Annotated in this window: 31 protein-coding genes; 10 read left to right on the plus strand and 21 right to left on the minus strand. The window is 33.8% G+C overall.

The window, feature by feature from the left end; genetic code table 11:
• Window positions 1-162: 162 nt before the first annotated feature.
• From AB3U99_RS12710 to AB3U99_RS12740, 7 genes are all read left to right on the plus strand, one after another.
• Complete coding sequence (locus tag AB3U99_RS12710) at window positions 163-1,410, plus strand: polysaccharide deacetylase family protein (RefSeq protein WP_400241490.1); 1,248 nt, start codon at window positions 163-165, stop codon at window positions 1,408-1,410.
• A gap of 127 nt (window positions 1,411-1,537) precedes the next feature.
• Window positions 1,538-1,741, plus strand: a complete 204-nt coding sequence (locus AB3U99_RS12715; RefSeq protein ID WP_400241491.1) for a hypothetical protein — start codon at window positions 1,538-1,540, stop codon at window positions 1,739-1,741.
• Between the two features lie 51 nt (window positions 1,742-1,792).
• Window positions 1,793-2,065 (plus strand): hypothetical protein, encoded by a 273-nt coding sequence (locus AB3U99_RS12720; RefSeq protein ID WP_400241493.1) that lies wholly within the window; start codon window positions 1,793-1,795, stop codon window positions 2,063-2,065.
• A 324-nt stretch (window positions 2,066-2,389) separates the two neighbouring features.
• Window positions 2,390-2,563 (plus strand): phosphotransferase, encoded by a 174-nt coding sequence (locus tag AB3U99_RS12725; protein WP_400241494.1) that lies wholly within the window; start codon window positions 2,390-2,392, stop codon window positions 2,561-2,563.
• A gap of 193 nt (window positions 2,564-2,756) precedes the next feature.
• A complete protein-coding gene (locus tag AB3U99_RS12730; RefSeq protein WP_400241495.1) occupies window positions 2,757-3,110 on the plus strand; it encodes a hypothetical protein in 354 nt (117 codons plus the stop codon).
• Window positions 3,111-3,172: 62 nt separating this feature from the next.
• Window positions 3,173-3,475, plus strand: a complete 303-nt coding sequence (locus AB3U99_RS12735; protein ID WP_400241496.1) for a hypothetical protein — start codon at window positions 3,173-3,175, stop codon at window positions 3,473-3,475.
• Window positions 3,476-3,777: 302 nt separating this feature from the next.
• Window positions 3,778-4,155: an rRNA methyltransferase gene (locus tag AB3U99_RS12740; protein WP_400241497.1), complete on the plus strand. Its 378-nt coding sequence runs from the start codon at window positions 3,778-3,780 to the stop codon at window positions 4,153-4,155.
• A gap of 581 nt (window positions 4,156-4,736) precedes the next feature.
• Here AB3U99_RS12740 and AB3U99_RS12745 read toward each other — a convergent pair.
• Window positions 4,737-5,393: a DUF975 family protein gene (locus tag AB3U99_RS12745; RefSeq protein ID WP_400241499.1), complete on the minus strand. Its 657-nt coding sequence runs from the start codon at window positions 5,391-5,393 to the stop codon at window positions 4,737-4,739.
• Window positions 5,394-5,894: 501 nt separating this feature from the next.
• On the opposite strand from AB3U99_RS12745, the gene AB3U99_RS12750 reads away from it, so the two are divergent.
• Both AB3U99_RS12750 and AB3U99_RS12755 read left to right on the plus strand, forming a co-directional pair.
• A complete protein-coding gene (locus tag AB3U99_RS12750) occupies window positions 5,895-6,131 on the plus strand; it encodes an indolepyruvate ferredoxin oxidoreductase subunit alpha (RefSeq protein ID WP_400241500.1) in 237 nt (78 codons plus the stop codon).
• Window positions 6,132-6,241: 110 nt separating this feature from the next.
• Window positions 6,242-6,538 (plus strand): HesB/YadR/YfhF family protein, encoded by a 297-nt coding sequence (locus AB3U99_RS12755; RefSeq protein WP_400241502.1) that lies wholly within the window; start codon window positions 6,242-6,244, stop codon window positions 6,536-6,538.
• 600 nt (window positions 6,539-7,138) lie between these two features.
• Here AB3U99_RS12755 and murA read toward each other — a convergent pair.
• The 3 genes from murA to AB3U99_RS12770 form a co-directional block, all read right to left on the minus strand.
• Window positions 7,139-8,449 (minus strand): UDP-N-acetylglucosamine 1-carboxyvinyltransferase, encoded by a 1,311-nt coding sequence (gene murA, locus AB3U99_RS12760; RefSeq protein ID WP_400241503.1) that lies wholly within the window; start codon window positions 8,447-8,449, stop codon window positions 7,139-7,141.
• A 28-nt stretch (window positions 8,450-8,477) separates the two neighbouring features.
• Complete coding sequence (locus AB3U99_RS12765; protein ID WP_400241504.1) at window positions 8,478-9,260, minus strand: DeoR/GlpR family DNA-binding transcription regulator; 783 nt, start codon at window positions 9,258-9,260, stop codon at window positions 8,478-8,480.
• A 453-nt stretch (window positions 9,261-9,713) separates the two neighbouring features.
• A complete protein-coding gene (locus tag AB3U99_RS12770) occupies window positions 9,714-10,310 on the minus strand; it encodes a DJ-1/PfpI family protein (protein ID WP_400241505.1) in 597 nt (198 codons plus the stop codon).
• 163 nt (window positions 10,311-10,473) lie between these two features.
• Here AB3U99_RS12770 and AB3U99_RS12775 point away from each other — a divergent pair, with 163 nt between their 5' ends.
• Entirely contained in the window at window positions 10,474-11,538 is a 1,065-nt protein-coding gene (locus AB3U99_RS12775) for a P1 family peptidase (RefSeq protein ID WP_400248062.1), read from the plus strand.
• A gap of 44 nt (window positions 11,539-11,582) precedes the next feature.
• Here AB3U99_RS12775 and AB3U99_RS12780 read toward each other — a convergent pair whose 3' ends face one another.
• The 17 genes from AB3U99_RS12780 to AB3U99_RS12860 form a co-directional block, all read right to left on the minus strand.
• Window positions 11,583-12,149, minus strand: a complete 567-nt coding sequence (locus tag AB3U99_RS12780) for a nitroreductase family protein (protein WP_400241506.1) — start codon at window positions 12,147-12,149, stop codon at window positions 11,583-11,585.
• Window positions 12,150-12,262: 113 nt separating this feature from the next.
• Window positions 12,263-12,880 (minus strand): NUDIX hydrolase, encoded by a 618-nt coding sequence (locus tag AB3U99_RS12785; protein ID WP_400241508.1) that lies wholly within the window; start codon window positions 12,878-12,880, stop codon window positions 12,263-12,265.
• 21 nt (window positions 12,881-12,901) lie between these two features.
• On the minus strand, window positions 12,902-13,183 hold the full coding sequence (locus AB3U99_RS12790; protein WP_400241510.1) for a hypothetical protein: 282 nt from the start codon (window positions 13,181-13,183) through the stop codon (window positions 12,902-12,904).
• Window positions 13,183-14,073 carry an ABC transporter permease gene (locus AB3U99_RS12795; protein ID WP_400241511.1) on the minus strand — a complete coding sequence of 297 codons (891 nt, stop codon included), beginning with the start codon at window positions 14,071-14,073 and terminating at the stop codon, window positions 13,183-13,185. Before AB3U99_RS12795 ends, AB3U99_RS12790 begins: the two co-directional genes overlap by 1 nt.
• A 1-nt stretch (window position 14,074) precedes the next feature.
• Entirely contained in the window at window positions 14,075-14,779 is a 705-nt protein-coding gene (locus AB3U99_RS12800) for an ABC transporter ATP-binding protein (RefSeq protein ID WP_400241513.1), read from the minus strand.
• Between the two features lie 200 nt (window positions 14,780-14,979).
• The gene (locus AB3U99_RS12805; protein ID WP_400241514.1) at window positions 14,980-15,642 is read right to left on the minus strand and encodes a DUF975 family protein; all 663 of its coding nucleotides are present in this window, start codon (window positions 15,640-15,642) and stop codon (window positions 14,980-14,982) included.
• A gap of 180 nt (window positions 15,643-15,822) precedes the next feature.
• Window positions 15,823-16,854, minus strand: coding sequence for a glyceraldehyde-3-phosphate dehydrogenase (locus tag AB3U99_RS12810; RefSeq protein ID WP_400241515.1), 1,032 nt, complete (start codon window positions 16,852-16,854; stop codon window positions 15,823-15,825).
• Window positions 16,855-17,007: 153 nt separating this feature from the next.
• Window positions 17,008-17,805: a protein phosphatase 2C domain-containing protein gene (locus tag AB3U99_RS12815; protein ID WP_400241516.1), complete on the minus strand. Its 798-nt coding sequence runs from the start codon at window positions 17,803-17,805 to the stop codon at window positions 17,008-17,010.
• Window positions 17,806-17,898: 93 nt separating this feature from the next.
• Complete coding sequence (locus tag AB3U99_RS12820; RefSeq protein ID WP_400241518.1) at window positions 17,899-18,423, minus strand: DNA topology modulation protein FlaR; 525 nt, start codon at window positions 18,421-18,423, stop codon at window positions 17,899-17,901.
• A gap of 30 nt (window positions 18,424-18,453) precedes the next feature.
• Window positions 18,454-19,347, minus strand: coding sequence for a GNAT family N-acetyltransferase (locus AB3U99_RS12825; protein WP_400241519.1), 894 nt, complete (start codon window positions 19,345-19,347; stop codon window positions 18,454-18,456).
• An 18-nt stretch (window positions 19,348-19,365) separates the two neighbouring features.
• Window positions 19,366-20,007 carry a histidine phosphatase family protein gene (locus tag AB3U99_RS12830; protein ID WP_400241521.1) on the minus strand — a complete coding sequence of 214 codons (642 nt, stop codon included), beginning with the start codon at window positions 20,005-20,007 and terminating at the stop codon, window positions 19,366-19,368.
• 22 nt (window positions 20,008-20,029) lie between these two features.
• Window positions 20,030-20,761 (minus strand): class I SAM-dependent DNA methyltransferase, encoded by a 732-nt coding sequence (locus tag AB3U99_RS12835; protein ID WP_400241522.1) that lies wholly within the window; start codon window positions 20,759-20,761, stop codon window positions 20,030-20,032.
• 7 nt (window positions 20,762-20,768) lie between these two features.
• Window positions 20,769-21,332, minus strand: coding sequence for an SGNH/GDSL hydrolase family protein (locus AB3U99_RS12840; RefSeq protein WP_400241523.1), 564 nt, complete (start codon window positions 21,330-21,332; stop codon window positions 20,769-20,771).
• A 154-nt stretch (window positions 21,333-21,486) separates the two neighbouring features.
• Window positions 21,487-22,188, minus strand: a complete 702-nt coding sequence (locus AB3U99_RS12845; RefSeq protein WP_400241524.1) for an HAD family hydrolase — start codon at window positions 22,186-22,188, stop codon at window positions 21,487-21,489.
• A 144-nt stretch (window positions 22,189-22,332) separates the two neighbouring features.
• A complete protein-coding gene (locus AB3U99_RS12850) occupies window positions 22,333-22,677 on the minus strand; it encodes a GNAT family N-acetyltransferase (protein WP_400241525.1) in 345 nt (114 codons plus the stop codon).
• 246 nt (window positions 22,678-22,923) lie between these two features.
• Window positions 22,924-23,988, minus strand: coding sequence for an AbrB family transcriptional regulator (locus AB3U99_RS12855; RefSeq protein WP_400241526.1), 1,065 nt, complete (start codon window positions 23,986-23,988; stop codon window positions 22,924-22,926).
• Between the two features lie 89 nt (window positions 23,989-24,077).
• A complete protein-coding gene (locus tag AB3U99_RS12860) occupies window positions 24,078-24,845 on the minus strand; it encodes a hypothetical protein (protein WP_400241527.1) in 768 nt (255 codons plus the stop codon).
• Window positions 24,846-25,124: the final 279 nt, after the last annotated feature.

The raw sequence follows: 25,124 nt of genomic DNA on the forward strand, positions 1-25,124 counted from the left end.
ATTATAAGGAGCAATTATTAAAATCAGATGAAAACAAAATACACATACTAACGATGCTAATTTGTTATTGCAAACGAATACATTTGCCCTTACAGTAAATAGTAGATAGGATAATAACAGGAGGGAAGGTGAACGGAACTGAAGACAAAGCTTTTACTCTATTTGATTGTATTATTTCAGATGTTTATCAGCGTTGCATGTAGTTCTCAGCAACCAAAAAAAGCAGAAAATCTTACGCAGAGTGAAACAAATCTTGAACAAAAAAATATGGATATACATTCTGACTATTTAGCTGTTCTAGTAGAAGCGGCAAAAAAAGGGATGACAGATACAAGTCCCTTTAACGTATTTTCCAATACAATGGAACAAGTAGAAAAGCAATGGGAAGATCCGGTTAAAACAGACCGAGTAGGAAATGGTTATTACGCTACTTATGATGAAAAGGATACCGTGTTTGGATTTACTGCAAAAGGAGATATTTACGATATTCGTTCCTATAAAAAGCAGTTAAATGTGCTCTCCTTGTCTGATTTAAAAGAAGAATTAGGGGAACCAACAGAAATTAGAGCAGGAGAAGGAGAACAAATAATTGTTTATAACCTTACAAAAGATATTCAGCTCAAGTTTATCATCCTAAATGAAACAGAAAGAGTGGACCATTTATCTGTTTATAATGAAGATAGAATCGAGCAAGCAGACTATGTATTAGATATAAAAGGGAACTCTAATCAGCTTACAAACAAGCAATGGGAAACAATGCAAAACTGGAGGAGTGAAATCGTGAAATTCAAAGAAAATCAGCCTAATTTATATATAAATGGACAAAATGAAAAGAAGATTTCTTTAACCTTTGATGATGGTCCTGACGAAATCGTTACACCACAAATTATAGAAATATTACATAACTATAAAGTGACGGGGAATTTTTTCTTTATTGGCAGTGAAGCAGAAAAGTACCCACAAGTTGTAAAGAATGCCTATGAAAATGGAAATTTAGTATTAAGTCATAGCTATCATCATGTTGATTTGACTACGTTAAGCAATGCAGCACAAGTAGATGAAATCAATAAAGCAGGGCTTGCTATTCAAACAATTATCGGGAAAGAGCCGGCAATGATTCGACCACCGTATGGGGAAACAAATGAACTATTAATAGAAAATGCTAAAGAAAAAGGCTATTCCGTTATTATCTGGTCGATCGATACACTTGATTGGTCACAAAAGGATGCTGAAAACATTATCAAGAATGTCACAGATAATTTGCGAAATGGCGATATTATTTTAATGCATTCGGATTCAGAAAAAACAGAAACAGCTAAAGCGTTACCTACCATAATTGAAGCTGTGCAGGAACGTGGATTTGAAATTGTAGGACTGAATGAACTGCTGGGGATAGAGGCATATCAGTAATTAGAAATGCTGTATAGTTGTAAAGGAAAGGAAGAGCTCTAAAGGGAGATTATTTATACATGTTCCTTTTAAACAGTTCTATTAATCTTTCTTGTAATAAATGCTAGAAGAGGAGTAATCATCTTATATGGAATTATCTATTCATCGTTTGCAAGAAAAACATCAACATAGCGGACAAATGTATATATTTAAAGGGAGCGAAGAGATATTTCATGCACAAAACAGTGATACTTTAAATTTAGTAGATATTCGTTCCATGACCAAAAGTATTCTTTCCCTATTAATCGGAATTGCTCTAAAAGAAAAAAGCTTTCAATCAATTAGAAGGTGACAGTATGGTTACTGAAATCCTTGATTTAATAACATTAGAAAGGCTAACGAAATGAGAGAGAAGGAAGTGGTTGCATTTGTAAAAAGATATTTTCCCCATTTAGTGATGGAGGAAATAACAACAAATAACAGCGGGTGGGATAACGATCTATTTATTAATAATAAATTAGTCTTTAGGTTTCCTAAATCAGAAGAAGTGGCAGCAAAAGTAACATCAGAAGGCGAAATCTTAACAGCGGTAAAAGCGAGAAATCCTTTGTTGCTAATACCTGAATATGAGTATATGCATGAAGGTGACAAGGTTAAAGGCGTAAATATCCACTGATTGAAGGGAAATCTTTATCTGAATATGCTCCTAATATCATTACTTGTCATTTTGATAATGCAAGATTGCTTGGCGATTTTCTAACAAAATTACATAGCATTGGAGCAGCAGAATTAAACAGGAGTAAGCTAACAAGCCTTCACAGCCATTCTTATTGGGAGTCCTTATACAAAAAAGTAGAAGAACAAGTATTTCCGTTTTTAAAGATCAAACAGCAAGAACAGATTGCTCATGTATTTGAACACTTTCTATAGAGTTATGAAGTCATATCTGCTAATAAAGTTATCATTCATGGAGACTTAACGACCTCAAATATTATTTTTAATGAACAGAGAGAGGATTAGTGGCATTATTGATTTTACTGATGCACAAATAGGAGACCCTGCTTTTGATTTTGCTGGAATTTATTGGTCATATGGCCCAGACTTCACAAAAAATGTATTAGCCTGCTATCAATCTTTCGGAAAAAGCAGAAGCCATCCTGCAAAGAGTGAGTAAATTTTATGGGCTTCAGCCAGTATTTCATGAGTTACTTTATGCACTCAAGAATCAGCGTATTATAAACTGGGAAAAAGCTTTGGAGAGGTTTACTTTTCTCTATCGATATACTGATTGATAGACGAAGTAAGATTTTTCTACACAGAAGCTAGATGAATTAGAGCAACTAGATTTAACTGAAGAACAATTAAAGATGGTAGAATTGACACAGGAACATATAAAGGCTAGCATTGAATCAAATGGCACTGTTAAGCTAGATGTTATTAACAGCGAAGAATTTGAACAAAAGGTAAAAGAATTTGGCTATCCAATAAGCATAAGCGAAATCCAAAATGTCATGGATTGCTACACGGAATCCTTAACATTATCAAGTGAAACCACAACTGAGGGGGCATTTGCAACTTATGCTAATCTAGACGTAGGTTTGGGTATAGTTGGTGGAACAATTGACACTTCTGGAAGGTCATGTGGTGACGCCCTATCCATTATAGCTCTCTTACATGCAGGCTTATATTCTACTGCTGCTAACCTATTGAGATTCCCTTGATAATAGGTGCTGCATATACTGTAGCAGGGATTCTCTATGATTAATACTGGAGGTGTAAGTTTTTGATTAATACAGAAAGCATCTACATGTCAGCAAAAAAATTCAGATTTTCTTTCACTCATTTAATTTTGACCCTATTACTTTTTTCAACGTCGTTTACTTCATTCGAAAATGCATTTTCAAAAACATTAGCGCTCCTTATAATAGTCAATGTTACTTCTTTTACAAACGAATATTTAGTTATTCAATACTTGGATAAAAACAGTAAAAAGAAAAGCAATAAAATTTATGCGAATTTTGTTGCTGGCCAAGTACTTCTCACTGTAATCATGTTTGTTGTTTATAAATTTATGATTCTTGCATAATTTTTAAAAAATACTACCTAAACCTTGCATAATGAACAGGGGGCTATAAAAAAAGAGAACCTCAAAAATGGAATAATTTTATCCATTTTTGAGGTTCTTTCATTTATGAAGGCACAACATGACGAGAGTTCTTAACAGCAAATAACACCATATATAGAGTGTGGGTTAAAGAGAAACATAAACTCCCTAAATTAGCAAATATAATATATAATAATATGGAAAATGAAGAATATATAATTTATAAAAAGATGCGCATGACTATTCATACCAAAAATACCCTTTTATAGGAGGTTTACAAAAAATTGTGGAGATTAGTAAACGGTAAATTAATTCAAGAAACGGATCAATCTAGGGTCAAATTTAGAACAAATATTAGTAAAGAAATCATCGATAAATTAAACCAAATGGCTGAAGAAAATGATACACATATTAATTATTTAATTGAAAATGGACTTAGAAATTTACTAGCAAATAAAATGATTCAATTCTCAAAAGAATCCAGACCTAAGGATCGAGTTCAATACAAAACAACTTACGACAAACAATTATTGGAGGATGCGAAACAGTTTGCAAAATCAAATCAATTGTATATGAACGATATTTTAGAATATAGTACGAAATTTATCGATTTAAATGATATTAAAGATAAACAGTATAAGAATAGAGTAGAGAGAATGTAGTCTTACTATATTCTTATATTTATCATAACGCCCCGAACATAATATATATTATACACAGCAATTGGAATATATATAAATCTCATCTCAAAATAAAGTATACTTTAGATAGTGAGACAAAATGCGAAATTTATCATTTGGCATTTAATCATTAATTTGACATTAGTTTTTATTGATTACTTACAATCTTGCAAAATGAAATATTTTTTTAGAGTTGATTTGGATTACACTATTGTTTTAACAAAATTCAATTCATTTATAAAATAGCTATTTTTAGACTTATCTTTAATGATTTTAGATAATTTTTACCATTATTTCACGAAAAATCCATACGTTAACTGATTTATTAACTATCCAAAGATTTGTGCATTTAGTATCCAATTCCAAATTAATATTTTATAAATACATTAACATTCTTTCAGTAATTCCTTTACATTATTTTCAAAATTATTGATGGTTAATTTTATCTACTTACTAAGCTTATTCTTTCTCCTCCTCTTCATATTTACATTTATATATCAAATTAACCTGTAAACAGTAAAAAACCCAGAAACAAGCTTACTTCCTGGGTTCTGAGTTTTTAATCAAAGTGTTTCTTTATCTGCGATTAAGTTATGATAAAAAGTTGCATTAGACGTATAGATATATGGAGTTAACCATAAGAAACCAATCCCTAAAGACAATAGGCATAAAAAGCCCCAACCAATAAAGCTTAAGTTTAACAGGAAGAACTTCCATTTGTATCCATCCATTCTTCTTCTGCTTTCTGTAATTGCTTCAAAAACCGATAACTCTGGATGATCTTTTAAAATCATAAATGTCTGTGAATATGCTAGCCCTTTGATAATTCCCGGAATTAATAATAATAAAGACCATAGGAATGTAAATATACCAATCATGATAGTAGTACCAATCGCCTTTAGAGCTAACCTTGCATCCGTGTATATCGTGAAAACCTGCGGAATTTCAGGACTTTTTTCTCTAACGATATCTAGATAAAACCAACTGATTGCTACAGTTAATGGGATTAAAATAACACTAATAATGGCATTTAATATGGTTGCAAGTGGTGGTGTGTAATCTTGATTAAACCAATTTATGATTCCTCCACTAGCGTACACTTCAATCGAGAAATTTATAACCGTACTTAAAATGAAATATAGGAAAGTAAGTCCTACTACTTTTCCCCATTCCCCTTTTAATGATTGTCTTGCTTCATACTTAATTGCTGAAATTTTCAATTCATATCCTCCTTTATGTATGGTAAAACAACAGCCGATCTAATTTGCTGCTCATTTCATTATAGCGAATTTTTTGTAATATTAAAGAATTATTTGATAAATATTACAAAAATGCATAATGTAGTGATTGGTTTGTTGTATTTTCCATTATACCCTGCTTTACTTTTTCCTTTATTCCCTCTTATTTCTCTTGAATTTTATCTATATTCCGTATATTAAATTCTATTCATTGAAAGAATTCTTCTCCCCACTAAACTGTCTCTCCACCTTTTTATCCAATCCCTACTACTTATTCGATATTTTTATAGAAAGGTTTCACTATTTTAGATTGCATAAAAAAACAAAAGGATTTTTAATAAATTGCTATAAGTTGATGACTATAGTAATATTTTCTTAAACACTTATTATACTTATTTATATAAAAAGTATAATACAATGTAAAGTATAAACATTGTTTAAATCTTTACATAAGGTGTAAAATTTAAATTAGGAGTGGAGAAAATGGCGTTTGTTATTACATCACCTTGCATTACAGAAAAAGCAGCAGATTGTGTAGAAGTTTGCCCAGTAGATTGTATAGAGCTTGGCAAAAATCAATATTTTATTGATCCGTCTTTATGTATTGATTGTGGGGCCTGCGAAGCAGTTTGCCCAGTTGAAGCAATTCATCATGAAGATGAACTAAAAGATAAAGATCAAATTTTCTTGGAACAAGCTAAGAAATATTTTGGAGTATAACGGGTGATTGAGATATTGCACATATTATTTCAAATGGAAAATTACTGTTAGGTCATGATAGTGATTGGAAATGGGTATAAAATACAGCATTTATTTAGGAGGATCATACTTTGAAAATACACATTAGCAATGCTGCTTTAACATGGTTTAAGAATGAAGTTGGTTTAAAACTTGGAAGTTATGTGCGCTTTTATCCGATGATATATGGAAATAGTCCGGTCCAAGAGAACTTTTCATTAGGATTTTCTATTGAGGGTCCAGTTGATGCGATATCCAGTATCACAGTAGATGATATTCAGTTCTATGTCGAAGAAACAGATGTTTGGTTTTTTAATGGCCATGACTTATATGTGGAGTATAACGAAGCAATGGATGAAGTTGAGTATTATTATAAATTGCCACAGTAAAAAGGAAGAAAACTCAATAAATAACCGCCGGTAAAAATCGGCGGTTATAACTAATCCATTACTGCAAGTATTACACCTGTCTTTCTAGCAATAGTTTATCATTCTATAAATTCCCTAGACTTTATAATTGGTATATTTGATAGTTCTGCCATTTTTGGTTACTTTATCCATGTGTCAGTATTTAAACAAACGACGACTCCCTCTCCCTTATCCACTCTTCTTTTCTTATTTCCCCGCTGGCGGCAATGGTTCCGCACCTTCTGGACATATAAAATTCCCTTCTAGCTCTACGACTAATTTCTGCGCAGCAAGCAGTTCTTCCTCTGATATAGTAAGCAAACATCCATTTTTTCACATTAACTATCTAGCACGAGAAAATCACCTTTGTAACCTCTACTGTCCCCTGACATTTTGGACATTCTAAATGTGATACTTAGCGATAAGTCATTATTTTACTCCTATATAAGATTATTTACATGTTTGTGAGATACATAGACTCTCTAACTAACAAAAAAACCAAAGACGTCCATTAAAAAGGACACCTTTGGATTTCCAATTAGCTAGGGTTATCTTAAAAAAATTCAGATTATACACTTTCGTTTATCTAATTAATTTTTGAAATTCTTCCATCATTAATGTATCATTCGTAATTTCATCAGAATGATGTAATGAGATTTTCGCTCCGAGACTATTAAAAGCTGCAACTGCTTCATCATATCCACGTTCTATATGTTCAATTCCGGTAATCGTTGTCGTTCCTTCCGCAATTACTCCTGCAAGAATAAGGCATATTCCTGCACGGACATCGGAAGCATTAACTAATGCACCGTGTAAAGGCGACTTCCCTTTTATATTAGCAACTCCATTTGTTACCTCTATACTAGCTCCCATTTTATTCAACTGATATACATGATTAAATCGGTTAGGATAAACCGTATCTCGGAGTATGCTTTTCCCATTCGCTTGTGTTAACAACACTGTTAAAGGCTGTTGCAAATCCGTAGGAAATCCTGGAAACATAGCGGTTCTCACTCTAGTCGCTTTCATTCTTCCGTCTAAAAAGGATGTAATATTATTTTCTTTTATTTCAATGCCTACACCGATTTCTTTCAATTTCGTAATACAGGATGTCAGATGCTCTGGAATTATATCTTTTACTGTGATGGTGCCACCTGTGATTCCGGAAGAAATGAGAAAAGCTCCTGCAATAAGCCGATCCGGAATAATACTGTAACTACAGCCACCTAATTGTTTAACACCTTTAACCTTGATTGTATCAGTTCCAGCACCAATAATTTTTGCGCCCATTTGATTTAAAAATAATGCAGTATCTGTAACCTCTGGATCTCTCGCCGCGTTTAATAAAATTGTTTCCCCTTCTGCTAATACCGCTGCTAGCATACTATTAATGGTTGCTCCTGAAGTTTTTGTATCAAAATAAATGGTTGCTCCTTTTAATCTAGAAGCCTCCACAACATAATAATCTTTATGAAAAGTAAATGTAGCTCCCATTTTCTCGAATGCTTTTATATGTTGATCAATTGGTCTGCTTACAAAATCATCTCCACCTGGATAGCCAAGTGATACTTTTCCAAATTTAGCGAGTAATGCTCCAATAAAATAATAGGCTGTTCTAAATTTACCAGACTTTTCAGGTTCAATAATGGGGTTATTTATCTTAGTCGGGTCAATATGAACATCTCCTAGAAGATCTCGATTCATCACACATCCAATTTCCTCCCCAATTTGACGCAGTACAAGAAAATCTGCGATGTTTGGTATATTCTTTAAAGTTACTGGCTCACTAGCCAAGCATGCTGCTGCAAGAATTGCCAGGGAACTGTTTTTCGAACCTGGTACTGCTATGGAGCCTTCTAGCTTTGAAGGTCCTTCTATGTTCATCCATCTCATTTTGAATCTCCTATTCCATTCTTTCTAATCAATGTAAATCGGCAAATATTACTTTTAGTCTTTTCTCTTTCATTTCTTGAATTGTTTTTTCCGGAGCACCTAGATCTGTGATAAGGATATCTATATCTTCCATTGGTATGGATTGCATAAACATCTCAAGCCCTATTTTTTCATGCGGGGCAAGGCATACCACTTTTTGTGCAACACTGGAAACTGTCTGAGCAAATGCTGCAGCTTCGGGAGTAGAAGTACTAATGCCCTTCGCATTAATTCCTCCTCCTGTTAAAAAACAAATATCTAAAGAAAATTTACGCATCATTTCCATAGCAAGGCAATCTATCATACTACCAGATGAAACTTCCCTTAATTTTCCTCCGATTAGATAAGAACTAATATTTTCTTGTGTTCTAATATGTTCAGCAATCTTTAAGGAATTGGTGACGATTGTATAAGGGATATCCTTTGGCAAATACTTTATCATTCCATAATGAATACCTGCTCCTCCAAGAAAAACAGTATCATTTTTTTTAATAAAAGAAGCTGCTAATTTTGATATAGCATTTTCATGTGGAGCACCTACTCCATATCTGAGTGATTCTTTCTGTGGCATTGTTCGTACTTTAGGTGTTGGTCCATGAAGAATGGCACCACCATATGTTTTTTGAAGCAAGCCTTGTTCTTCCATAATTGTTAAGTCTCTTCTTATCGAATCAAGAGACATTTCAAATTTTCTTGCTAAATCTTTGGCTATTACTTTGCCATCTCTTTCTATGAGTTCTAAAATTCTTTTTCTTCTTTCCTCCGCTAACATACTCTTCCCTTTCACATTAAGATATAAATTTATATTATTCCGTTTCATTAAGCATTGTCAATCTTATTATTCATTTTTCTTCTTTTTCATTCCGTATTGTTCATTTTTTCCACATAGAGAACATATGTTCCTATTGTTATTTAACAATCATGTGTATGTATTGCTGATATAAAAAAATTGCTGCATAAAAGCAGCAATCCAGACTGTAGACAAACTCCGATATTTTAGAAACAGACGTTTTTATATAGTATTTTTATTAATCTCTTCGAATAAGATGTTGCTTTCCGCTACAGGGGTTCGCTTTCCGTGGGGCTCGCTAATCCCACAGGAGTCTCACCCCTTTCGCTCCAAGCAACGCATAAAAATTAAATTTAACTTATTAAAAATCTTTTTGTCGACAAACTGAATTGCTGCATAAAAGCAGCAATCTCAATCTGTAATGTTTCCCTATTATTAAAGCTCTATATCATATTCCATTCGCTTCGCAGTTTCCTTCATCAATTTAGTACCTACTAAACGCTTTCCAAGATGAAAAGACATATTAATACCTGCAGAAATCCCACCTGAAGTAATAACATTTCCTTCATCCACAAACTTAACATTTTTTACTACATTTACTTCGGGATACTCGTTTTCTAGTCTATCTAGGCTGGCCCAGTGCGTTGTGGCTTTCTTCCCATCTAACAAACCTGCTTTTGCTAGCAATAATGCACCAGTACAAACAGAAGTCATAAATTGCACTTCTTCCATTTGCTGTGATATCCAATGAATGACGCTGTCTTTCTTTATTTCGCTCTCTCTTGCCCCAAGACCCCCTGGAATGATTAAAATATCAAAGGATGGCATCGTATCAAAGCTATAATCAGGGTGTACCTTTAAGCCATTTCTCGCATAGATCATTTGTCCGTTTTCTGAAATGGTATTCACAGAAAATGGTTTCGTCCCATCTTCTCTTGTAGTGACAGAGAATACTTCGAATGGACCTGCGAAGTCTAGAACCTCTACATCATTAAATAGAAAAATACCTACTTTCCACTGTTTATTTTCCATTCTTCCCCTCCAAGTTTTTTGCTTACAATCCTTTAAAGATAAGCTTTTCTTCCATCATTATATCGAATAATCACATTAAGAGGAGTTAAATCAAATAATAAACTTGATAAACTTCTAAATTTTTGAAAAAATAAAACTATATAATAGGAAGGCGGGCTATATGATGAATCCACAAAAAAGACTGAGAGATTACGGGATAACAATCGGTAGACTAGAAACAGGCAGTAAAAATGCGATTACGGATGTCGAGGGCGTTACTGTTGGTCATGTTACATTAAGCAATGGTGATATACAGACAGGTGTTACGGCCATTTTGCCTCATCACGGAAATATTTTTAAAGAAAAAGTAATCGCTGCAAGCCATGTAATTAATGGTTTTGGCAAAACGATGGGCACCATACAAATCAATGAATTAGGGACAATCGAAACTCCTATCCTTTTAACAAACACATTAAGCATTGGTACAGCTGCTGATGCACTAATTGAATATATGCTCCAACAAAACGAGGAAATTGGCCGATCGACTGGAACCGTTAATCCGATTGTCTGTGAATGTAATGATATGTTCTTAAATGATGTAAGAGCACGAAACATTACGAAAGAACATGTTTTCGAGGCAATCGCTAATGCCTCTTCTGAATTTGAAGAAGGCTCTGTAGGTGCTGGAAGAGGAATGCTTTGTTATTCGTTAAAAGGTGGGATTGGAACTTCTTCTCGAATAATGACAATGGAGCATGGGACATATATAATGGGTGTGTTCGCCCTTACTAATTTCGGGATATTAAGTGATTTAACAATAGCCGGGAATCCAATCGGACAAGAACTAAAAGAACATCTTCTTCAGGCAAAAAAAGATAAAGATCAGGGTTCTGTTATTATTATCGTTGCAACAGATCTTCCGGTGTCAGAGAGACAATTAAGTCGAATAATTAAGAGGGCAGTTTCAGGTCTTTCCCGTACTGGCTCCATCATTACAACTGGTAGCGGTGAAATTGTCATTGGTTTTTCAACAGCAACAAAAATTCCTCACGAAAAGCCAACTTCTAGCGTTCCAGTTTCGACAATCCATGAAGAGGATATTGATTTAGCTTTCAGAGCCGTTGGAGAGGCAACAGAAGAAGCTGTACTAAATTCCTTAATCACTGCAACCCATGTAGTTGGTAGAGAGGGAAATGAGCGCCCCGCCCTTAAGGATTTAATCGATAAATATGCTATTAGTCTTAAATAGTAAAAAAACAGACGCCTGTATTCATACATAGCGTCTGTTTTTTACTATTTATATTTTCCTTCAAAGATTGTTTCAACTAATGGACGACGATTGGACGGCAGTTCACGTGCTTGAAAATCTTCTGGTAATGCATCCTTCTCTCCTTGATATCCAATGGCAATTGCTACTTGAATATTAAATTCTTCTGGAATATTTAATACTTCACGTGCTTTTTCCTTATCAAAACCACCAATAGCATGTGTTTTCAATCCTTCTTTGATCGCCTGCAAGGATAAGAAGCCCCAGGCAGTCCCGCTATCAAATGCATCCATACGGTTTTGTTTATCCGATATAAGCACCGCTAACACAGGCGCATTTTTACACCATTCTAAATTTCTTTCGAAAATAAAAGAATGAAATAGCGCTCGTTCTTCTTTTGTACGGGCTAGAATAAACCGCCAAGGTTGCGAATTATTGGCGGAAGGCGCCCAACGAGCTGCTTCGAAAACGCGCATTAACACTTCTTCTGGCACTTCTTTTTCTATAAAAGAACGGGGCGACCAACGATTGATAAAAAGGGGATCAATCTCATGGTCTGGTTGACGAAATTGTTGTATTTCTTTTTCCTTCATAAATAATCATCCTTAAATTTTTTTTCATTTCCCTTCCCATTTTAATTATTTCAAAATTACAAATCAACTAATTGATTTCCCTATAAAAAACAAATATCGATCTTAGAGGGTAATTAGTCAAAATAAGCCGGCTCCTCTGGATTATGTAAATATTTAAAAGCTAGCTGAATTTGTGATTCTGTGTTTCTTGGTATCGATAGTGGCGGAAGTTCATTTTTCGCAAAAAAATCGACGGAGCTTGTTTCTATACCTTCTTTCGCCTCTCCTCCAACTATCTCACATTGAATAAACATCTTATACACATGGTAGGGTGAAGGTGGATGAGGATGACATTTCTTATCCATTACTCCAATTAATTTCACAGCTTTCACATCAAAACCAGATTCCTCTTGGACCTCTTTTACTGCGACTTCTGCAGGTGTCAAGCCAATATCTCCCCAGCCTCCTGGCAACGCCCATGACTGATCCGTTTTTTCTTTCACCATTAATATCTTCCCATCCTTAAAAACAACTGCTCTAATATCTACTTTTGGAGTAGCATAACCGGTTTCATTTGCAAAAAGTTCACGAATGATGGTTGTATCAACCTTTGTAAATTCCGACATAATTTCCAAACTAATATTTCGAATGGATTCGAATCTTTCCAAGTCATATATATCTTTTGAATACGTTAAGCCTGCTTGAGCGATCGCTTGAAGCTGCTTTGCCCATTGTAACCATTGTTGTTCCATGCTATGCCTCCCATATTATTTTTAGACAAAACCAATCATTACCTTTAACAGCCAAACTAGAGTGTAAAATGAAATAATGACTAATACAGCTAGAATTAGCATTATCCAAGCGCCTTTTTTCCTTGCTGAAAAATAAAAATCACGATCCATATATTTGCTCATTAATGGATTATACTGACAAACCTTATTCCATAGAGATATAAGCCACCCATACATCATGAAGCAAAAGGCGATAAAAATAGCTATTTTAAGCCATATAGGCGGAATAAGAGTAATCGCCCATGTAGTACTATTGATTAACATTAAATAGCCATATAAATAACTTGAATTCCGAACCACAATTTTAATAAATAGTTGATCAAGCCATTAATCGGACTACGCTTTTTAAAAATTCGTTTGGAATTACGGAAAAGTAATGGTTTCTTTCTTCTCATCACCACTGGCTTTTCTATTTGCGGTGAAGCCATAAAGATATATTGAGTAACACTCGATTTTCGTTCTTGCTCCATTTCAATATGTATGTCAAGAGAACCTATTTTACTTATCACTTTCAAACTTAAGATAATCGACAAAATGAGCATCGCAAAAGAAATGGCATAAACCGGAAGATGATAACCGTTATCTACTATACTATACAGCCATTGACTACACCAATTAAATACCAGAAACAAGCTAAGCATGATGATACTTTTTCGAAAAGTAGAAACAACTTTTCGAATTTGATATTTCAAAAATAGGAGACACGCTTGTAAAGAACTAAAGTAGACAAATAAGACGATAATCTCTTGCCAGCTTAACAAATAATAATAGAGCAGAAAAGGTAGGAGACAACTAACCCCTGCACATATGACAAGAATTTGCTGAAGAAGAAAATAAAGATAAGCCCTTCTTTTTAATCCCCTTAACAAATCAGGCTTCTTCACCAAAAATACTTTGTCCGCTTCCACCATAAAGGTGCGTATATTTCCAGTCCATGAAAGGAGATAAAGGACGAAAAACGGGATGATAAAAGGAATGTTATCAAGCCATTCAGGTAATTTCTTCCACCATGAAAGATATATTGCTGCACAAAAAATAATAGCAGGGATAAGAATATATAAGACTACCGTCCAATCTGCCACAGAATGAAAAACCTGACTATGAAACTTCCAATTTCTTATGACGCGATGATAAAACAGCTGTCTACTTTTCATTTTAAGTACCTTCCGCTAGCATATGAAAACATTCATACAAGGAGCCATCTGGCAATTGGCACTGTCTTCGTATATCCTCTAACGTTCCTTTTGCAACAAGATGACCATCATGAATCATAAGAAATCGATCGCATATTTTTTCTGCTGTATCTAATACATGTGTAGACATCAGGATTCCAGCCCCGCGCTTTCGTTCCGTTTCAATCGATTCTAGGAAAAGCTTCATCGCATTTGGATCAAGTCCCATAAATGGTTCATCAATCATATATAATAAAGGATTCGTTATCATCGCAAGAACGAGCATTGCTTTTTGCTGCATACCTTTTGAATATTTCGTTGGGTTTTCATGTGCATGTTCGGATAGCTTGTACTTATCCAATAACGTATTTGCCTTTTCTTTATAAGCTTTTTCTTCTAAACCTTCCACTGCCGCAACAAAATCAAGATGTTCCCATAAAGTTAATTCATCATAAAAAATGGGCCTTTCTGGTAAATAAGAATAAGTGATATCATTGATGTATGAAATCTCTCCATCTAAATGTTCCATTAGACCTAGCAAACTTTTAATCGTTGTACTTTTGCCAGCTCCGTTTGGCCCTATTAAGCCAACCAACTCCCCTTTTTCAATTGCGAAATGAATGTCCTGAATAATTTCCTTCTTTTTCTCATAGCCAGCTTTTTCTATCTCTACACGTAAAAGAGACATATCAAAATCCTCCCTCTCTTATTACTAGTACATACGTGTGAAGATAGGAGAAAGTTTCTGTATTGAATAAAAATAGTCTAATTTTTTCCAAATAGATAAACTTACAAATAAAAATAGGACTACACAGCATAGTCCCATTCCCAAATTTTATAAAAATCCATTTAAAATTGATTCGTGAAGCTGTTGAAGGGAAAAACACTTTAAAGTTCTATTACCTCTTTTTCGGCAATATGATTTTGGTAAAAAGTAGCGTTTGCAGTATAAACATAAGGAACTAACCAAAGAAAGCCAATTCCGATGGAAAGGATACAAAGTATACCCCAGCCAATAAAGCTTAGACCTAACAAAAAGTACTTCCACTTGTATCCATCCATTCTTCTTCTACTTTCAGTAATTGCTTCAAAGATTCCAAACTCTGGATTATCCTTTAATAAAAACATCGTTTGTGAATAAGCTAATCCTTTAATAATCCCAGGAATAAGTAACAATAAAGACCATAAAAATGTAAAAATACCAATCATGATATTTGTGCCAATAAGCTTCACAGATAGTACAGCATCTGTATATATTCTAAAAACTTGAGAAACTTGTGGACTTTCAGAACGTAGCAGGCTTAGATAAAACCAAAGAATTCCTATAGTCAACGGAATATACAGGAGATTGATGATAAAGTTAACCAACTCAGCCCCAGCAGAAGAAGATTGCTGATAAAGCCAATTATGTATCCCACCACTAAATAGAATATTAATTAGTGTCGTGGGAACCATACTAAGAAGAAAATAAATGAGGCTTAATAAGACACCTTTTCCCCATGATCCTTTTAAAGCTTGCCTTGCTTCTGATTTAATTTGTTTAATTTTCATTTTCATTCCTCCTCTTATCTATTTAAATGAACACCGTCCTCCTTTCATTCCTAAATATAAATATGCGTCATATTCTCATTTATGAGGAAGAATTATCATGAAAATACGATAAAAAGGATAGATACAGTTAGGTAAATTACCTTTCTACATCTATCCCTTTATTATTATACTAGCTTTCTTTTAAACAGCTTGACTATCTATTTTCACACGCATTTTACTGCCGACAAGTTTTACCAAATCAACCACTCGATTTGAATATCCCCATTCATTGTCATACCATGCCAGTATTTTCACTTTATTCTGTCCGATGACCATTGTAGATAAAGCATCAATGGTTGCGGATTGGGTCGTTGTATTAAAGTCAACTGAAACTAAGGGTTCATCTGTAATACCAAGAATACCTTTTAGTTTTCCCTGTGAAGCCTCCTTAAAGGCTTGATTAACGGCTTCACTCGTTACATTTTTTTCTAGATCAACGACTAAATCCACTAAAGAAACATTCTGTGTTGGCACTCTTAACGCCATTCCATGGAGTTTTCCTTCTAAGTGTGGAAGAATTTGTTTTAAAGCCTTAGCAGCACCAGTCGAAGTTGGAATAATATTTTGCCCACAAGATCTTGCCCGACGTAAATCATTATGTGGATTATCTATATTGTTTTGATCATTTGTATAGGAGTGAATGGTTGTCATTAATCCATTCTTTATCGTAAAATGTTCATCTATAACCTTAGCAACAGGTCCTAGGCAATTGGTTGTACATGATGCGTTCGAAATAATATGATGCTTATCCATATTTAATACATCATCATTCACACCCATTACGATGGTTGCATCAGCATTTACGCCAGGAGCGGTAAGTACTACTTTTTTCGCGCCGGCTCTTAAATGTAATGCTGCTTTGTCTCTATTATTAAATTTCCCAGTAGCTTCTACCACGATATCTATATCAAGTTCACTCCACGGTAATTTTTCCGGATTGCGGTTATTCACTAATAGAATCTCTTGACCATCTATAAGAATCGATTGACCCTTAGCCACAACTTTACCAGGAAATTTCCCGTGAATTGTGTCATACTTTATTAAATGTGCTATCGTTTCAGAAGGATAACTGGCATTAATAGCAGTAATATGTATATTTTGCTCATTAATAGCATTCCTAAGTACCATTCTTCCGATTCTCCCAAAGCCATTAATTGCAACTGATATTGTCATATAATCCGCTCCTTTTTAATTGTGTTATACTATTTAACAATTATCTATAATAAGTATAACATAATTAAAATAAAATACATCTTATTTATAGAAATAAGATGTATGATTCTTACTAATTCGGTTTTAGAAGGGATTAACATTACTATCTCATTTCTAAAAATCACTTGGCGTTGTAACTTCTTTGTTATTTCGAACAAACCAAGATAGAATAGTTGTGCTATCACGAACATTTTTATTTTTTATATCTTTTAACAAATAATAGACGCTCTCTTGATTAGTTAACGTTTCAAATCCATGAAAAATAGATTCCATCCTATGATAATCCGTATTGGGGCATTCGGTTAGTCCATCTGTGGTGAGGAAGATATGTGTTTTTCCCTGTCTTAATTCTTTCACACCTAGATTATAAGAGGGTACTTCTTGATGGAAGGTACTATTTTGACCGATCCATTCATAGAAGCTTCGATGATTTTGCTGGTATTCTCCTAATCTTGAAAGCTCTGGATGATTTAATGCGAGTATACAGTCGCCAATCGATAACCACCATAAATAGTTTTCTTTTCGTACAACGATTAAGCATGCAGTTTCTCCTTGAATCATTTTGCATTGCTCTAGAAATTCTTTGCTTGCGAAATAGTTCAAGAAAAAGGAAGTAATTTGTGGGAATACATTATTTAACGGTAATTGTAAAATTGTTTTTATCTCCTCTTTTTTTTCATCTAAACTTTTTATAACTAAATCTGCGCTTTGTGCTGTATCATGCGCATCTAAAAGGGTCGCTAGTTCCCAATCCTCTTGTTCATTTATCCAGATTAAGCAACCGTCTTCATTTTTATATTGACCTTCAGAAGAATTCCCTCCGAATCGGCCTAGTACTAGATTATTTTTCAGCTGAAGAATGTTAATTTCATCAACAAAATGCTTGTCACTACCTACCCATTTATATTCCATAATTTTCTTCCTCAAATATAAAGCAGCATTTAGCCATTTTCCATTCCCCCTATGATAAAAATGGATAATAAACCTATTGTCTCCCTGAAAGCTTCAATAACCGTTTCGAAACAATTTCTGATGAACAACCTTTATATCTTTAACCATGAAAACTTTTTCCTGGTACTTTTGATATTTTTTAAAAAAATTAGGTTTGCCTACCTCTTCAAAGTGTTTATTCCATTGAAACATTTTAAAGAAAATCTTAAAGGTAGGCTGATAATGTGCTTTTTCAAGACCTACCTTTTGCTTGATAAATCTTTTTATAATGCGAAGGGTTCGAATAAAATAGTTAGTATCCAAAAATATAATTATATCTGCTTCTAGATAACTACTACTTACCCAATCTTCACTATGTACTCCTTCGATTATCCATTTATCCGTTTGTACAATCGCATATAAAAACTTCTCTCGCTCCTTTTCGCTTCTTCTGATATCCCCATTATCCTTTCGTAACCAAACGACATTGTCGAGTTCATAATACGGTAGTTGTAGTTTAATTGATAATTCCTTCGCTAATGTTGTCTTTCCACTGCCAACGGAACCGATAATATGAATTTTAGTTGGAGCAGCTTTCACGTTCAACACCTCAATATAGTAGCCCAATTATTATGCATGAGAAGTAATTGGAAAAAGGATTGGTTGAAGGATTTCACTCTTTCTTGCATGTCGAATAAATAAAACATCTGTACTCTCAGCAAATTTACAATTTCTTTTGTTTTTTAACACATCTGGTATAAAATGAAATACCACTTTATTCATCTCATCCGTAGAAAGGGACGGCAGAAGAACTTCTATGTCTACTTTATATGTGCTAATCACATCATATACATGTAGTTCATACTCTATTTCTTCATATATAACAATCACATCTTCTTTCTCAAAATAATAAGTCCTTTCATTAAATATTTCGATTAAATAAAAGAAGAGCAAATGGTTATTCTGTTTTATTCCACAAATAGTCGAAACTGGAATTCGATTTTCAGCAAGTCTTTTCATTAGAGAAAAGTCCTCGCTGTTATTTACCTCTAACTTTCGAATATTAGAGGGATTTTCACCTTTTACATGGAAATCAGCAGACAAGTCCATATAAAAGCTACTTTCCTGCATCCTGTCAAATCCAAATTTCGGATAAAAATCAAGAACGGATGTATTCGCAAATAAATAGATAAAATTATACTGGTGTTCATATTTCGAAATAATATGATTGATTAATTTAGCAGATAACCCTCTATTTCGGTAGTCTGGATGTGTCATGACAGTACCAAGCTGAAGCGCTTTATACGCTTTTTTATGAAAGATGATATCCATTTTATTAATCGAAACATTGGCTATCACTTTGTCACCATCTAAAAAAGAATAACAAATATAGTCATTACTCCAGCAACCGAGTTGATCCCATTTTGAAAAGTCGATTTGAAAAACTTGTTTAGCTAATTCTATAAAAGTCTTTTTATATCGGATGTTTTCTTTATAATCGAATATTAATGGATAAGAGCTCATATCATTACTCTCTTCTTATTAGTTTTCTATGCTTAAAGATAATTTTCCATTATCTCGGTAAGACGCATCTGCTACTTTTTCTACCATTATTTCACCACCATTCACAAGTAGAACAGATACACAGCAATTGTCATGATGAGGAAATCCTTCACTATTTAAAAGAGATTTCATCAAAAAGCCAATAGTGACACCATGGGAAAAGACTGCAATATTTCCGCCAGTATCTTTATGTGCAGCTATGATATCAGCAACAGCAGCGTTTGTTCGATTTAATAATTCAGTAAAAGATTCTCCATCCTGCACTTTACTTTCCACATCTTTAAAGGAAAAGAGTCTATCAAGAATATCTCCATGCTCCGCAATAATGTCTGCCTGTAGCATCGCTTCAAACATACCAAAATTCATTTCCTTTAATCGTGTATCTTTTGTTAATTGGATATTTCGAGTGCCTAAGGAAAATTTTGCAGTATCTAAAACTCGCTGACTATCACTCGCATAAGCAGCGACAAAGGGAATATCTACTAAACCAGCACCAACAGATTTCGCTTGCAGAACCCCATTTTCCGTTAATGGGGAATCACAAAATCCTTGCATCCGCTTCTCAATATTATATTGGGTCTCCCCATGTCTAATAAAATATAGTCTTAATTCCTTTTCCATTTCAAACATCCTTTCTTTCTTTTTATTTTTCACAGGATAAAATCAAAAAAAGTGGAATTCTCATACGTCTTTCAAACTCTTCTTCCTGCTGAAAGTTCTCTTGTTTTGGCATTCCTTCCCGTAAATCGGTTACTTTAAAGCCTACTTCTTTTAATAGCCGAAAATACTCTTCGATTGTCCGATGATATTTCACTACATCCTTGCCTATCCAAGGCTCTGTTCTTTCCCCCATTGAAAAATAATCATCCACGATCCAATTTGTTCTTTTTTCCGAGGAAGCGGCACTCTCAAGTGTAGAAAGCAATAGTGGGTGTTGAACACTAAACACGAATTTCCCATCATCCTTTAACTGATCATATACACCTTGAAAAATTGTTTGTAAATCTTTAATATAGTGAAATACTAAACGTGAAACAACCATATCGATCTTACTATTAGTAAAATTCCAATCTTCCAGGTTAGAATGATAAACCGAAGCAGTTGTTCCATTTACATGCTGGGAAGCTTCGTCAAACATTCTCTTGGAACCTTCCACTCCAATATAGCTTTCTGCACCTTTTCCTAAAAGCTCGAGCCCAAAGTTTGCATCTCCACATCCTAAATCCAGAATTGACTTCCCTTTGATTTCCCCTAATAGTTCAAAGAAAATCGGCCTTTCTATCCTATTATTTGGACTTGAATCACGATTTCTTCTAGCTCGATAATTTTCAAAAAATTGTGCATTATCGTATACAGAGGAACCTTTATATGCCATATTCCACCTACCAAATTTCTCGTAATTTTTTAACAATCAAATCTACTAAAATATCATAACCTTCTTCACCGAAATGAAGTCCATCATTATGTATGCCTTTTAATTTATTCTGATAATCTTTCAAAGAAAGCATTTCAGAATAAAAATCAATAAAGTATGCTCCTGTCTCCGTGGCAACATCTTTAACCGCATTTGCATAACTCGCTAAAATCTCATTTGTTCTAGCAAACTGCACCGTCTCATCAATTGGAGCTGGACTGATAAGAATAGTCTTATCTGGACCAATTAATTGGACAATTCTTCTTATATTGTTTTGATAGATGGGTAATTCAATCATCTTATGAAAGGCTGCATCATTTGCGCCGAATAAAACCGTTACCAAATCAGGTTGTTTATTAATCACATCTTCTTGTATTCTTTTTAATGCATTGATGGTGGTATTCCCATTCACTCCTGCGTTGATTATTTCATAGTAATCGATTTTATCTGCTAACTTTGCTGTCAAAACGGCTTCGTTTCTATTTTCCACTCCTGCAGTTATACTATCTCCGAAGCATATTAAAAGTGACATTTATTCACCACCTTACTATAAGAATATTCAAGCTACATGTTTCTATCCTATTTTATACCAATTGAATTGATTCGTCTTATTCTTTTAAAATAAAATAGTATCCTTGCTCAGTTTGAATTAATTATGGAAAAGGGAAATATATATTGCTATGATTTTATAATAATAACAATAAGTCGGATAACTTATTGACACTAGGATATCTTGAACTTTCTTGGAAGTTTGGTTTTGAAAGAATTAATATCGACTGTATCCCAAGATTTGCAGCACTATCCAAGTTTTTTTCATAATCATCAATAAATAAGGTTTCTTTTGCGGGTAGATTCATTCCTTGAAGTGCATTCTCAAATATCAATGAACTTGGTTTGTTTACGCCAAGTTCAAAATTAAATGTCAGTTGATCAAAATAATCATATAAACCTGCGTTTTTTAAGACTCTCACAATAGATGGATCTGAATCTGATATAACTCCAATTTTATACTTTTTTTTCAATCCTTGAATTGTCTTTTTTGCATCGTCATAAAAAACATAATTGGAATCGTTATATACTCTATCATAAGCAATTATTTCTGCTTGTTGATCAGATAATTTAATTTCAGGCAGCATTTTACCAAATGTTTTATAAAAATTTATATATCTTTCAAGTTCCTCTACTTCCTTCTTGTATACTTCTGTTTTTAAGCATTCATTTGCTTTTATAAATACTGTATGAAGTCTTTCCTTTGGTATCGTATGAATTAATTCTAAATTAATAAATTCTAAAGCTTTTGCAGTTATTTTCCAATCTCCAGTATAAGGACGGAAAATTGTCCAGCCAAGGTCAAAAAATATCCCGCGTATCGGTTTTTTTATTATCATAAACATGCTCCTTGATAGAATAATAGGATACTAACTTCCCAAAACCACTACTAGTATTCTATTTTCTTCAAATGCCATAATCTATTGTTTTATTTAGAAAAATAATAACTTTAAATATTGCAAATATTAAACAAGGTAAAGTCCTTATCTCAAAGACTTTGAAAATCCTGTGCTTACAGCTTTATACCCCATTTTTTTATAAAATTGGTGTGCATTTGCTCGTTCTGGACAATTTCCGCTAATTAAACCGATTCCATCGACACCGATATTCTTTACAGTACTTTCCACTTCGTTCAATAAAAGGGTTCCAATCCCTCTGTTTCTATAGTTAGAGTCTACTACAAAGGCAATGATTCTAGCATAAATACCATCTTTATTATATAGAACATCTATATGAAATCCGCTCATTCCAACCACCTTCTTCTCATAGCAAGTCACTAAAGTATTATGATTGGGACTTACTTCAATAGCATTTAATCGAATCCGCATTTACTCTACGGAAGTTTGATAACCAAGTTGTTCCATTAATACAGCTAATTCTTTTACATCATTTGAAGTTGCTTTTCTTATCTCCATTCCCCTTCACTCCTCATGAGACATTTACACATAATAGTAGCTGTTTCTTTCAATAAAATAGGAATATAACCATTAATAACTTGATTTATATATATAATTTGCAGACTCATTTCCCTAACAAATTGTTTGATATACAAAAGAAAATAACGCTTCTTCAAATTACCCTTTTCGTTCCTCTAATCGTTTTTCCACGCGTTGAAATCCCCATTTCATAATAATTGGCACACAAAACAAGATAAATAATAAGCGAAATAACTGATAGGTGGTGATAATCGGCAAGTTGGCCTGAACAGATTGTCCCAGTACTGCCATTTCTGCCATTCCACCTGGTGCTAACCCAATAAATGCAGTCAATAAGGAAATATCAGTGTCTAAGCTTATTAAAATATAACCAAGTAATAAAGAAAAAAGAACGAGTAATGAGGAAGTTACAGTTACAACACTTAAAAACTTTGCCTTATTTTCGATATTTCCGAATTTAATTTGCAACCCAAGATGAATGCCTATTAATGTTTGCGCAACACAGGTTAAAGTAGTCGGAATTGCTGGGATGGATATGCCAGCAATAGATATGGTCGCAATAAGGAGCATCGGACCAATCATAAACGGTGCTGGAAACTTCCACTTTTTCACTAAGCTTGCGATAAGATAGCAACAGAAGAGGAGCAGAAAAATCATCCAATGATAGCTTGCACTGCCAACAGTAGTAGTTACCGTTGCCGTTGCTTGATTTCCATATAGAATCGGACTATAAACAAGGAGTGGGACGAGAATGATGACTGATAAGATACGGCTTATTTGTATAACCGTAACAACTGTAAGATCAATTCCTTTAATTTCAGAACTGATGGCAATCATTTGAGATAGACCACCTGGAATGCTGCCTGCAACAGTTGATTTTAAATTACTATGTGTTAATTTCGAAGTGATAAATGCAAGAATTAGACTAAAAGCAATCATGATAACAGTCATTAAGAGCATCGAGGGCAAGTGGCTCCCCATTTCTACTAATGTCTGTTTGGTGAATTGCTTACCGATGAGGTATCCAATGACAAGGAGTCCGATATCTCGAAAAGAGAAAGGTAATTTCGGAGAATATTTTGCAACACGAACATACAGAATTGTACCGAACATGGGGCCAAGTAGCCAAGAAAGGGGAAGTTGGCATACTTGAAACACCCATCCTCCAAGTATAGCGGTTATACATAAGAATAGTAATGACATGATTTCGATCCCTTCTAAAAAAATAAGTACTCTCATTATACTACTTATTTTCCTTTAAAATGAAGGATCTTTTTCTTTTTTGATAATCTTTAGCTTCTTTTATAGCTAATTTCCTTCACTTTTACTTTTTGCAGAACCCATTCTTGCTTATTCCAGGTCCACCAAGTTTCTAAGTAAGCAATAGTATCCACTGTAGCTAATCCACTTATCTTTTGTTTTCCCTTAAGAGCAGTTTGATTATTTAATCTGGTTATCTTTATCTCGGAAAAAGGGGAGAGAATTAATTCTGTTGGTTCATTTAATCTTCCTTTATGATAAAGCCCCAGTTTTTCATAATGCTGTCTGCGATCATATAAATCAAAGATATATGTTTTTTCTTTATTTATTTTTAATTCTGCTTTATATGCATCCTTAAACTGACTTTCAACTGATGCTAACTCTGGTTTTTGTAATTCTAGTAATTTACTTTCCTGCAGTTGAAAGAAATAAAAATTTTTTTCAGATCCTCTCTCATTTGCAGAAACAGTAAGCATTAATTCTTTATGGTGATCATCATTAATATCCATAATATGTAATTTAGGATCAAAGCCACCTTCAACCGCTAAAGTAGCAGTCTTATCTTTTTGAATAGAAACATCAAGAAATAATTCCTTAAAGAAATTACTATTTTCAGGTTGATCGGAAGCATCTCCCTTTAATTGAATCATTTCTTCTTGCCCATCATTTGTAATATCCGTTTTTTGTTCCATGATTAATTTGTTTGTTTTCTCATCCTTCTCCATTGCATATACACCAGTAATAGCAGTTAAAGTCATTAAAAAGAAAGCACTTAAAGCAACAAGTAATTCCCTTCTCATGCTAAAACCTCCTTACATCATAATAATGTTAGCATGTCCCTTTTTGGAAAAATCATGTAAGTAAGGAAAAGAAATTTATAAATATCGGGGATATTTGTTATTTAGAGGATGTATAAGGTATAGTGGCTTTTGGTGAAGGAGGAATGAACTCCCTTTTTCCTGATATTCTTAGTAAAAATGGTTTTCATTCACCTGATGAACGCTATTTTTCTTTCCCTCTTATCAAAAATGGTTATCATTCGCTTGATGAACTCCTTTTTTTTCGATTTTCTACAAATT

Source organism: Niallia tiangongensis (genome assembly GCF_044704065.1).
GTDB classification, from domain to species: domain Bacteria; phylum Bacillota; class Bacilli; order Bacillales; family Cytobacillaceae; genus Niallia; species Niallia tiangongensis.